The organism is Paenarthrobacter sp. NPDC057981, from assembly GCF_042886835.1.
In the GTDB taxonomy this organism is placed as follows: Bacteria; Actinomycetota; Actinomycetes; order Actinomycetales; family Micrococcaceae; genus Arthrobacter.
Genome location: NZ_JBHVQI010000001.1, coordinates 613,373 through 624,976, shown reverse-complemented (window position 1 = coordinate 624,976; position 11,604 = coordinate 613,373). Strand labels below are relative to the sequence as shown.

General features: G+C 61.6%; 9 protein-coding genes. 4 read left to right on the top strand and 5 right to left on the bottom strand.

What is annotated here, in order from left to right:
* Nucleotide 1: 1 nt before the first annotated feature.
* From ACFVSI_RS02870 to ACFVSI_RS02850, 5 genes are all read right to left on the bottom strand, one after another.
* Complete coding sequence (locus ACFVSI_RS02870) at nt 2-670, bottom strand: lysophospholipid acyltransferase family protein (RefSeq protein ID WP_387819642.1); 669 nt, start codon at nt 668-670, stop codon at nt 2-4.
* Nucleotides 657-1,373, bottom strand: a complete 717-nt coding sequence (locus ACFVSI_RS02865) for an HAD hydrolase-like protein (RefSeq protein ID WP_387819640.1) — start codon at nt 1,371-1,373, stop codon at nt 657-659. The genes ACFVSI_RS02870 and ACFVSI_RS02865 overlap by 14 nt, the downstream gene beginning before the upstream one ends.
* Before the next feature lie 62 nt (nt 1,374-1,435).
* Complete coding sequence (uvrA, locus tag ACFVSI_RS02860) at nt 1,436-4,363, bottom strand: excinuclease ABC subunit UvrA (RefSeq protein ID WP_387819639.1); 2,928 nt, start codon at nt 4,361-4,363, stop codon at nt 1,436-1,438.
* 65 nt (nt 4,364-4,428) lie between these two features.
* Nucleotides 4,429-4,809 (bottom strand): GntR family transcriptional regulator, encoded by a 381-nt coding sequence (locus ACFVSI_RS02855; protein ID WP_387819637.1) that lies wholly within the window; start codon nt 4,807-4,809, stop codon nt 4,429-4,431.
* A gap of 145 nt (nt 4,810-4,954) precedes the next feature.
* On the bottom strand, nt 4,955-5,734 hold the full coding sequence (locus ACFVSI_RS02850; protein ID WP_387819636.1) for a trans-aconitate 2-methyltransferase: 780 nt from the start codon (nt 5,732-5,734) through the stop codon (nt 4,955-4,957).
* 70 nt (nt 5,735-5,804) lie between these two features.
* Between ACFVSI_RS02850 and ACFVSI_RS02845 the strand changes: the two genes are divergently transcribed.
* The 4 genes from ACFVSI_RS02845 to ACFVSI_RS02830 are packed head-to-tail and all read left to right on the top strand — an operon-like array spanning nt 5,805 to nt 11,596.
* Nucleotides 5,805-8,339, top strand: coding sequence for a DEAD/DEAH box helicase (locus ACFVSI_RS02845; protein WP_387819634.1), 2,535 nt, complete (start codon nt 5,805-5,807; stop codon nt 8,337-8,339).
* Between the two features lie 11 nt (nt 8,340-8,350).
* Nucleotides 8,351-9,721 carry a CoA transferase gene (locus ACFVSI_RS02840; RefSeq protein WP_387819633.1) on the top strand — a complete coding sequence of 457 codons (1,371 nt, stop codon included), beginning with the start codon at nt 8,351-8,353 and terminating at the stop codon, nt 9,719-9,721.
* A 32-nt stretch (nt 9,722-9,753) separates the two neighbouring features.
* The gene (locus tag ACFVSI_RS02835) at nt 9,754-10,266 is read left to right on the top strand and encodes a GNAT family N-acetyltransferase (RefSeq protein WP_387819631.1); all 513 of its coding nucleotides are present in this window, start codon (nt 9,754-9,756) and stop codon (nt 10,264-10,266) included.
* Complete coding sequence (locus ACFVSI_RS02830) at nt 10,259-11,596, top strand: alpha/beta fold hydrolase (RefSeq protein ID WP_387819629.1); 1,338 nt, start codon at nt 10,259-10,261, stop codon at nt 11,594-11,596. Before ACFVSI_RS02835 ends, ACFVSI_RS02830 begins: the two co-directional genes overlap by 8 nt.
* Nucleotides 11,597-11,604: the final 8 nt, after the last annotated feature.

The following is an 11,604-nucleotide window of genomic DNA, read 5'->3' as shown; positions in this document are numbered from 1 at the left end:
CCTAGTCCACCGTCTTGCTCTGGTTGTAGCTCCCGGAACGTTCCTGGCCGCTGAGCAAGGCAATGGCGTCCATGATCTTGTCCGTGACCTCCCGTCGCGCCGGCAAGGAATGGTCCGGCCCTGTCTTCTCGAAGTACAGGGGCTCGCCCACCTTCATGGTGAAGTGCTGGGGCCGCACCGCGTTCTTGTCCGCCGGCTGTAGTTTCTCTGTACCGATGAGACCGACGGGAATAACTGGCGCTCCAGTGGTCAGTGCCAGCCAACCGACGCCTGTCCGGCCCCTGTAAAGAATCCCATCCCGGGACCTGGTGCCCTCGGGGTAAATGCCAATGCCTTTTCCGGATTCGAGGATATCCAGGAGGGTCTTGAGGGCCTGCACACTGGCAGCCTGCTCACCGCGCTCCACGGGGATGGACCCTACAGCCTCAAAAAACGACTTCATTACGGCGCCTTTGACGCCCTTGGTGGTGAAGTACTCGGCCTTGGCGAAGAAAGCAACAGGTCGCGGCATGAGTGCTTGCACGATCACGCTGTCCAGAAAGGAAAGATGGTTCGGCGCCACAATGAAAGGCCCGCTTTTGGGGACGTTTTCCAGGCCTATGACCGTTGGCCGGCAGGTGGAGGAAATCAATCCACGGGTTGTCCACCGGATCGCATCAAAGACTGCCATCGTTTTGTACCTCACTAAGGGCCGTCGCGCGGACAGCATCAAGTTCTTCAATTCGCGTACGCAGTTCCAAAGCAGTCTGTACTACCGCCACAGCGCCGGCATCTTCGAGCTCCCCGTCAGGTGCAAAGCCCCAGCTGACACCAATGCAGTCCAAGCCGTTGGCCATGGCGCCGGCAACATCCTGATACCGGTCCCCTACCATGACTGCTGGCTGGGACTGCAGGTCGGCGAGTGCCGCGCCAACTATTTCGACCTTCCCCGGAGCTGTATTTGCTCCAACGGACTCGTCATCGGCCGCGCCTCTGATCGAAACAAAGAAATCCGCAATCCGATGGTGCGCCAGAACCAGGCGCGCTATGGACTGCGGTTTCTGCGTCGCTACCGCCACCGGGCGACCGGTTTCGGCAAAGTACTCAAGGAGTTCGAAGACTCCCGGGTAGAGCTTGCTTTGCCCAATACCGGTTTCTTTGTAATGGCGTCGGTAGCGATCAATGGTTTCATCCACCACATCGGCCGGAACGCCGGCCAGATTCAAAAGGGAATCGCTGAGCTTGGGACCCACCATCGAATTCAGGACGGCTTGTTCCGGAACGGGAAGGCCCATTTCACGGAGGGCGGCCGAAATGCCCCCGGTGATACCGCCGGCAGGATCGACAAGGGTGCCGTCCAGATCGAATATTACGGGCACCTTTGTTTGAGTCACGAGGGTTAGTTTCTCACGAGTAGCGGCATGCCTGAAACTCGCATGCCGCTACCGGAATACTTCTAGCCCAGAATTTCCGCGAGGAAAGTCGCGGTGTGGCTCTCGGTGGATTTGGCGACTTGCTCGGGCGTTCCGGTCGCAACAATTCGTCCGCCGCCGGATCCGCCGTTGGGACCGAGGTCCACGATCCAGTCCGCCGACTTGATGACATCCAGGTTGTGCTCGATGGTGATGACGGTATTGCCCTTGTCCACCAGGCCCTGGAGAACCATGAGCAACTTCCTGATGTCTTCGAAGTGCAAACCGGTTGTGGGCTCGTCCAGAACGTAGATGCTGCGGCCATTGGAACGTTTCTGGAGCTCTGCTGCGAGCTTCACACGCTGTGCCTCGCCACCGGAAAGCGTGGTGGCAGGCTGGCCGAGCCGGACATAGCCGAGCCCCACATCCACCAGCGTGTTCAAATGCCGTGCGATCGGCGTGAAGGCAGCAAAGAATTCCGCGCCCTCTTCGATCGGCATGTTGAGAACGTCCGCAATGGTCTTGCCTTTGTAGTGGACTTCCAGGGTCTCGCGGTTATAGCGTGCGCCGTGGCAGACCTCGCACGGAACATAGACATCCGGCAGGAAGTTCATCTCAATCTTCAGTGTGCCGTCGCCTGAACATGCTTCGCAGCGGCCACCCTTGACGTTGAACGAGAACCGGCCTGGCTGGTAACCACGCACCTTTGCCTCGGTGGTCTCCGCGAAAAGCTTACGGATGTTGTCAAAGACGCCGGTGTAGGTTGCCGGGTTGGAACGCGGTGTGCGCCCAATAGGACTCTGGTCGACGTGCACTACCTTGTCCAGGTGCTCAAGGCCCGCTACTGAACGGTGGCGTCCTGCCACCTGCTTGGCTCCGTTGAGCTTGTTGGCAAGGACTTTGTAGAGAATCTCGTTGACGAGGGTGGATTTGCCCGAGCCGCTGACCCCTGTCACAGCCGTGAAGAGCCCCAAGGGGAAAGTAGCGTCAACGTTGTTGAGGTTGTTCTCGCGGGCGCCAACAACCTTCAGCTCGCGCTTTTTGTCATACTTGCGGCGTTTGGCAGGAACATCGATCTTTCGACGGCCGGAGAGGTAGTCGCCGGTCAGGGACTTCGTGTTGTCGAGGAGTTCCTTATAGGTGCCGGAGTGCACCACCTGGCCGCCATGCTCGCCGGCCCCGGGTCCGATGTCAACCACCCAGTCAGCCTCATGAATGGTGTCTTCGTCGTGCTCGACCACGATGAGCGTGTTGCCAAGGTCCCGAAGTCGGGTCAATGTCTCAATGAGCCGGCGGTTGTCGCGCTGGTGCAGCCCGATGGAGGGCTCATCCAGGACGTAAAGGACGCCCACCAGTCCCGACCCGATCTGGGTGGCAAGACGGATACGCTGTGCCTCGCCGCCGGAGAGCGTACCGGAAGGCCGCTCGAGGTTGAGGTACTCCAAGCCGACGTCAAGAAGAAACGTCAGGCGGGCCTGGATTTCTTTCAACACCTGGTTGGCGATCTGCGCTTCCCTGTTTGTCAGGGTCAGGCTGCCCAGGAATTCTGCACACTCCCGCATCGGAAGGGCAGCAACTTGGGCAATCGACTTTCCGTTGATCAAGACGGACAGCGATGCCGGGTTCAGACGGGCACCGTTGCACTCCGGGCACGGAATCTGGCGCATGTATTCTTCGTACCGGTCGCGGGCCCAATCGGAGTCCGTTTCACCATGCTTGCGGTGAACATACTGGATGGCGCCTTCGAAACCGGTGCTGTACTTCCGCTCGCGTCCAAAACGGTTGCGGTACTGGACGACAACCTTGTGGTCCTTGCCATGCAGCACCGTGTTCCTGACGTCCTTGGGAAGCTTTTCCCACGGCGTCTTCATGGAGAAACCGAGCTCCTGCGCGAGACCTTCCAGCAGACGATTCCAGTACTCAGTGGTGGCCGTGCCCAGTGACCACGGTGCGATGGCACCTTCACCCAAGGAAAGCTCAGGGTTGGGGACAATCAGTTCTTCATCAACCTCAAGTTTGGTTCCAATGCCGCTGCAGGCGGAGCAGGCACCGAAGGGGTTGTTGAAAGAGAAGGACCGGGGCTCGATTTCATCGATGGCCAGGGGGTGTTCGTTCGGGCAGGCCAGATTTTCCGAGAAGGCCCTGATTCGTGCCGGGTCCTCGGCATCGAGATCAACGAATTCCACCAGGACGCGGCCTTCGGCCAGTCCGAGGGCGGTCTCGACAGAGTCGGTGAGGCGCTGGCTGATCTCATCCTTTACCACCAGGCGGTCAACTACGACCTCGATGGTGTGCTTGAACTGCTTGCCCAATTTGGGGGGATCGCTCAGCTGGACCAGCTCGCCGTCCACCCGGGCACGGGAGTAGCCCTTGGCTGTCAGCTCCTTGAAGAGGTCGACAAATTCTCCCTTGCGGCCACGAACCACCGGGGCAAGAACCTGGAAGCGGGTACCGGCTTCCAGTTCAAGCAACTGGTCAACGATCTGCTGGGGCGTTTGCCGCGTAATGGGCTCGCCACAAACGGGGCAATGCGGGCGTCCAACACGGGCCCACAGCAACCGCATGTAGTCGTAGATTTCGGTGATGGTGCCCACAGTGGATCGCGGGTTCTTGCTGGTGGACTTCTGGTCGATGGACACTGCCGGCGAGAGGCCTTCGATGAAGTCGACATCGGGCTTGTCCACTTGGCCCAGGAATTGGCGGGCGTAGGCGGACAATGACTCGACGTACCTGCGCTGGCCTTCGGCAAAAATGGTGTCGAACGCCAGGGACGACTTGCCCGAGCCGGAAAGTCCGGTAAAGACGATCATGGCGTCGCGCGGGAGGTCCAGATCCACATTGCGCAGATTGTGTTCCCGGGCGCCCTTGACCACCAGCCGGGAGAGATCCGGCTTGGCTGGCTTGTTATCAGAAACGACGGAAGCGCTGTTCAGGGAATCGATGGCTGCATCTTCAGCTAAGGCTTTGGGCACCCACCAATGCTAATCGAAAACTTCTTCGAATTTCCATGTCGTGCCTCACATGCTACCGATCGGTATCAATCGGCGTCGTAAGCAGCGGCAAAAAGCTGCACGGCTTCCGCGAAAGAAGCGCCCTGGGCCTTGGCGGCGGCCGCGTATTGCGCCGCGACCTCAGCCAGTGCGCCCCAACGGTCGTCCCTGGCGCAGACCACCGTTCCGTTACGGCCGTGCGTCGCAACAACCCCGGCGGCTTCAAGTTCCTTGTAGGCGCGCGCCACCGTGTGCGGGGCCACGTCGAGTACGCCTGCCAGGTTCCGGACCGGTGGAAGCTTCGATCCCACCGCCAGGGCCCCTGAGTCAGCGAGTTCGATGATCCGGAGCCTCAACTGCTCAAAGAGCGCCACAGCGCTTCCGGCATTGGGCCGCCAATTTCCCGGGAACTCCCCTGCGGGAGTCACAAGGAGCTCCCGGCAGGCGTTGGAGCTAATGGTGGCCGATCTGGATTGCGTCCTTGGTCCATGCCGAGAATTAGACCAGCGCCATCCCCGCGGAACAAGCCAGGCCGGCGTACGGACCTCTTCAGGACCACAAATGATTGACCACTCACGGGTTCTTCCTCGCAACCGCGAATATTCGACGGAAGGGATACACCGTTCCGTGGCCTGTGGGCGGATACGCCTTTCGAAGCAATGCCGCGTACTCCTTTTCGAAGGCGGCCGCATCAGGATCCGTCAAGGCTGCCAGGACAGGTCGGAGTCCTGTCCCCCTGACCCATTCCAGCACCGGGTCCTCGCCCTGCAGCACCTGCTGGTAGGTGGTCTCCCAAGCGTCAGCCGAGCAACCGGCGTCGAGCATTATGCCCAAGTAGTCCGCGGGACTACCGACAACGCCGTCGTGGCGCAGGACACCTGCCAGTTGCTGCCTCCAACGCGGGGTTTCGGCCAATTCGCGCATCAGCGAGTGGGAGGCTGAGCTGAAGTTCCCCGGAACCTGCATGGCGAACCAGGCGCCGGGCTTTAATGCCGAGAGCCAACTGCCAAGCATTTCCTGGTGTCCGGGAACCCATTGAAGGGCCGCATTGGTGACCACGACGTCGGTACTGCCGTCCGGGCTCCAGTCGGCGATATCGCCCTGCCTGAACTCCAACCCGCCAAACTTTTCTGCCAGCGGGGCTGCCTTGGCGAGCATTTCACCGGATGAATCGAGGCCCACAATGCGCGCCTGGGGCCAACGTTCTGCCAAGGTTGCTGTCAGGTTCCCGGGACCGCACCCAAGATCCACCACCTGTTGGGGATCCGTTGCCTGGATTCTCCCAACGAGGTCCTGAAACGGCCGGTCCCGATGGTTGCCGAACTCCGCATACTTGGACGGATCCCACTTCACAAAAGCCTCCTCGAGCCGGGCATCGCTGCTGGGCTGAGCCTAAACCGTCCGGGCACTAAGCTGGAAACCAATGAAACTTCTTGAGCAGCTTCCCGGTCCCACCGGCACAGGTCCCTTGGACCCGGACGAGATCTACACACGCTTCGTGGAGTGGACAGAGAGCCGCGGGCTGCAGCTGTACCCCGCCCAGGACGAGGCGATCATGGAGCTCGCCTCCGGCGCCAACGTCATCCTTGCCACCCCTACCGGGTCCGGCAAGTCGCTGGTGGCCATTGCCGCGCATTTCGAGGCCATGGCCCGCGGGCAACGCAGTTACTACACGGCGCCGATCAAGGCACTGGTGTCGGAGAAGTTCTTCGCTTTATGCGAGATCTTCGGTGCCGAAAACGTGGGCATGATCACCGGTGACTCGGGCGTGAACCAGGATGCCCCGATCATCTGCTGCACGGCGGAGATTCTCGCCAACATCGCTTTGCGCGAAGGCTCAACTGCCGAACTCGGCTCAGTGATCATGGATGAGTTCCACTTCTACTCCGATCCGCAGCGCGGGTGGGCGTGGCAGGTGCCGCTCCTGGAACTCCCCCAAGCCCAGTTCCTCCTGATGTCGGCAACCTTGGGCGATGTCACCCGCTTCGAAACCGGCCTGACTGAGCTGACTGGTCGTCCCACGACGACGGTGAGCTCTGCCGAGCGGCCCATTCCGCTCCACTACTACTATCACCTCACCCCGGTCCACGAGAGCCTGGAAGAGTTGCTCGCCACCAAACAGGTTCCGGTCTACGTGGTGCACTTCAGCCAGGCCGAGGCCATCGAGCGCGCCCAGAATCTCATGAGCATCAACATGTGCAGCCGCGACGAAAAGGACCGCATTGCCGAGTTGATCGCAGGATTCCGATTTGCCGCGGGATTTGGAAAGACGCTGAACAGGCTTGTCCGGCACGGTATCGGCGTCCACCACGCCGGAATGCTCCCCAAATACCGGCGGTTGGTTGAGCAACTGGCTCAAGCAGGCCTGCTGAAAGTCATCTGCGGCACGGACACCTTGGGCGTTGGCATCAATGTGCCGATCAGGACAGTGCTGTTGACCGCCTTGAGCAAATACGACGGCGTACGCACCAGGTCGCTTAACTCCCGTGAGTTCCACCAGATTGCCGGCCGTGCCGGACGTGCTGGATACGACACCGCCGGCACCGTGGTGGTCCAGGCACCTGAGCACGTCGTGGAGAACACCAAGGCCATGGCAAAGGCAACCGCCAAGTTCGGTGATGACCAGAAGAAGCTCCGCCAGGTGGTGAAGAAGAAGCCGCCTGAAGGATTCGTCTCCTGGGGCGAGCCGACGTTCAAGAAGCTCGTCGAGTCCATTCCTGAGCCGCTCACCTCCAGTTTCACGGTGACACATGCCATGCTGCTGAATCTCATGGAACGTCCCGGTGACCCCTTCCAGGCCACCCGACGGCTGCTCAGCGAAAACCATGAGAGCCGGCCTTCCCAGCTCAGGTTGATGAAGAAGGCCCTGGGGATCTACCGCGAGCTGCTCGCGGCCGGCGTGGTGGAACGCATTCCGGAGGAAGAGCAGGCGGCTGAAGGACGCTCAGTGCGGCTGACAGTGCACTTGCAACCCAACTTCGCCCTCAACCAGCCGCTGTCTCCCTTTGCCCTTGCTGCCCTGGAACTGCTGGATCCCGAGTCGCCCTCCTACGCCTTGGACGTGGTGTCGGTGATTGAGTCGACCCTGGAGAAGCCACGGCAGATTCTCTCCGCGCAGCAGAAGAAAGCCCGTGGGGAAGCTGTTGCCGCCATGAAGGCTGACGGCATCGAGTATGAGCAGCGCATGGCCATGCTGGATGAAGTGACATATCCCATGCCGTTGGCGGAGATTCTTGGCGAGGCCTTCGAGGTCTACCGGAAGGCTGCGCCGTGGGTTGGGGACTTCGAGCTCGCCCCCAAATCCATCATTCGGGACATGTATGAGCGTGCCATGAATTTTGGCGAGTTCGTCCAGTTCTATGGACTGGCACGCTCGGAAGGTATCGTCCTGCGCTACCTCGCCGACGGATTCCGCGCACTCCGGCAGACCGTTCCCCAGGACTTGTTGCGGGACGATCTTGAAGACCTGATTGCGTGGCTGGGAGAGCTGGTGCGCCAGGTTGACTCCAGCCTCCTCGATGAATGGGAGGAACTGACCTCCGGGCTGGCCCCCACCCCCCATGACGCACCACCTCCCCCGCCTCCACTGCTGACGTCCAACATCCGGGCCTTCCGGGTGATGGTCCGGAACGAGATGTTCCGCAGGGTGGAACTGTTTGCTGACGAGGATTCAGCCGCTCTGGGTGAACTGGATGCCGAGGCCGGCTGGGATGCGGAGCGGTGGGAGGACGTGCTGGATGACTACTTCGACGAACATGACGACATCGGCACAGGACCGGACGCCCGTGGGCCCGGATTGCTCATCATCACGGAGGAACCAGGGCTGTGGAAGGTCCGGCAGATCTTCGACGACCCGGCCGGAAACCATGACTGGGGCATCTCGGCCGAGGTGGACCTCGCGGCATCCGATGACAGTGGTACAGCTGTGGTGCGCGTGACCGACGTCAACAGGCTCTGACCGGTCGAGCCATGGACGTCCCGGACCTGGCCAGCAGCCTGCGGAGCCTTGAGGCGCTGCGGGCGGTAACCCCAACCGCGACGACAGGACTGCGAAAGTGGTGGCACGGTGCCCTGGATGTGGAGGGCCTTGCCCTGGGATCGGTGCAGGCCGCAGCAACCGCCCTTGAAGCCCTGACCGGCTCCACCGGGCGCTATTCAGTGTCATCCGGGCCAGTTGCTGCCTCCTTCGATTCACTGGGGCACCTGAGGATCAACGGGGCCAAACCCCAAGGGTTCGCGCCGGCGTCGGGCTTCCGGCGCACCGCTGACGGCTGGATCCGCCTGCATGCCAACTATCCGCACCACGCAGCGCGGCTCATGGAAGCGCTGAACGCCAGCACACAGCAGGATGTGGACGAGGCTTTGCTCTCCATGACGTCCGCGGCCGCGGAGAATGCCATCAACGGCAACGGCGGCGTCGCGGCTGCCGTCCGAACCCGCGCTGACTGGCTCGCGTCCCCCATGCATGCAGTAATCAGCTACGATCCATGGATCGCTTTCGAGCCCTCGTTGGGTTCGCCTGCCCCGGGTCGCTCCAGTAAGTGGCGACCGTCCAGGGAGCCGTTCCGGCCCCTCTCCGGACTGAGGGTCCTGGACCTGACGCGCGTCATCGCGGGCCCAACGGCCACCAGGTTCCTGGGAGCCCTTGGGGCCGACGTTCTGCGGATCGACGCACCGCGGTTTCCGGAATTGGAGGAGGCTTTTGTCGACGGCGGTTTCGACAAACGTTCCGCCGTGGCTGATGTGGACGATCCAGCCCAGCTGGAGGTCATCCGGGGCCTGATAGGCACCGCGGATGTCGTGGTGTCGGGCTATCGCAACGGAAGCCTGGACAGATTCGGTCTTGGAGCTGAGGCTCTGTTGGCCGATAAGCCTGATCTGGTGGTGGCAACACTGTCCGCCTGGGGAAGGGCCGGTCCTTGGCAGCAACGACGGGGCTTCGACAGCCTGGTGCAGGCGGCTTCCGGCGTCGCTGAGGTTTACGGTCAAGAGGACGACGGCGGGTGGAAGCCTGGAGCGCTGCCGGTCCAGGCCCTTGACCACGCCACGGGCTACGGAGTGGCCGCAGCCGTCCTGGCGCTTTTGGCCGAACGGCTCGGGACGGGTACCGGAGGAATCGCCGCGCTCTCGTTGGCGCGGACTGCCGAGGAACTCTTCAGTTTGCCCGCTGCTGACGGAGCGGATGCAGCAGGCTTCTTGCAGCCTCCGGATGAACGGGAGTGCGCGAGCCCTTATGGACCGCTCCGTTTCGTGTTGCCGCCCTTGGTGGTGGATGGCGTTCAACTGCACTATCGGCGGCCTCCCGTGCTCTACGGATCCTCCACCCTGGCATGGCGCTAAGACACCTCGCTGCTGCTAGTAAGCTCGGATGCATGAGTGTAATCCGCCACGCTACCGCTGAAGACGTCCCTGCAATCCTGCGTATGATCCACGATCTTGCGATCTACGAAAAGGAGCCGGATGCCGTCAAGAACACACCGGAGAAGCTCACTGAAGTGCTCTTTGGCGAGAACCCGCGGGTCTACGCCACGATCGCGGAAAACGCAGCCGGTACCGTGCAGGGATTTGCCCTGTGGTTCCTGAACTACTCCACTTGGGAAGGCGTCCACGGGATCTACCTTGAGGACCTCTACGTCGAACCCGACGCCCGTGGCGAAGGACACGGCAAGGCACTCCTGCAGCACCTGGCCGCGACCGCCGTCGAGCGTGGCTACGCCCGCGTTGAATGGAGCGTCCTGAACTGGAACGAGCCCTCCATCAACTTCTACAAGAAGCTTGGCGCTTTTCCCATGGAGGAATGGTCCACGTTCCGCCTCACCGGAGAGGCCTTGGAATCGTTTGGGGCTACGACCGTCCAGGCTCAGGAGTCGTTTGCCCGTGGCTGAGACGCACTCATCCACTCCGGAGCACACCATCCGGGCCCGCCACGAATTCCGCGGTGTGCGCACGGCAGAGCACTATTTCACAGTGCCCTTGGTGCATTCACCCGCCAACAATGGGGAAAGCGGCGAAACGATCACAGTCTTCGCCCGGGAGTACTCCTCCACGGCACACACGGCGGAGGAAGCGGCAAAGCTTCCGTGGTTGTTGTTCCTGCAAGGTGGTCCGGGCGGCAGGGGGAACCGGATCACGTCCCTGGCAGGCTGGATGAAAGCCGCGGCAAGGGATTTCCGCATCCTGATGCTCGATCAACGAGGCACAGGTCTTTCGACGCCTGTTGAGCAGCGGTCGCTTGAGCTTCGCGGAGATGCCGCAGCCCAGGCGGAGTATTTGGCCCACTTCCGCGCCGATTCCATAGTTGCCGATGCCGAATTCATCCGCGGCGTCCTCGGCTCAGGTCCCTGGAGCGTCATGGGCCAGAGCTTTGGCGGGTTCTGCGCATTGACGTATCTGTCCTTCGCCCCTGCCGGCTTGCGCGAAGTCCTCATCACCGGCGGCCTGGCCCCGCTGGAGGGACCTGCAGACCGCGTTTATCAGGCCACATTCAAACGCGTAGCCGCCCGTAATGCCGAGTATTTCCAGTGGTACCCGGAAGACCGTGAAAAGGTCACAAAGATCGTCCGGCACTTGGAACAGACACCGGAGTTCCTCGCCAGCGGTGAAAGATTGACCCCGGAACGGTTCCAAATGGTGGGTTCGTTCCTGGGTGGCAACACCCGGGTGGATTCGCTGCATTACCTCCTGGAAGATGCCTTCATCGAGACCCTGGACGGTCAACGGCTTTCAGAAACGTTCCTTGAGCAGGTACGCAGCCTCGTCAGCCGGGCCGGCAACCCACTGTACGCCGTGCTGCACGAATCAATCTACGGCCAAGGCGAAGCCACCAACTGGGCTGCATGGCGGGTTTTGGACGAATACCCGGAATTCGAGCCGGGAGCCGAGCAGCCCCTGCTCACAGGAGAGATGGTCTATCCCTGGTACTTCGAGCAGGATCCGGCCCTCGTGCCCCTGCGTGACGTTGCAGAGCTTCTCGCAGCCCGCAAAGACTGGAAGCCTCTGTACGACACAGCGGTGTTGGCCACGAACACTGTTCCTGTTGCTGCCGCCGTCTACCAGGACGACATCTACGTGGACCACGATCTATCCCTTGAAACCGCGGCGGCCGTCCGCGGACTCCAAGCATGGGTCACCTCGGAGTTCCACCACGACGGTATCGCGGAGGACGGCGAAGGGATTTTCAAGCGGCTCCTTGGCATGGTCCGCAACGCGCACTGACTGAGGCC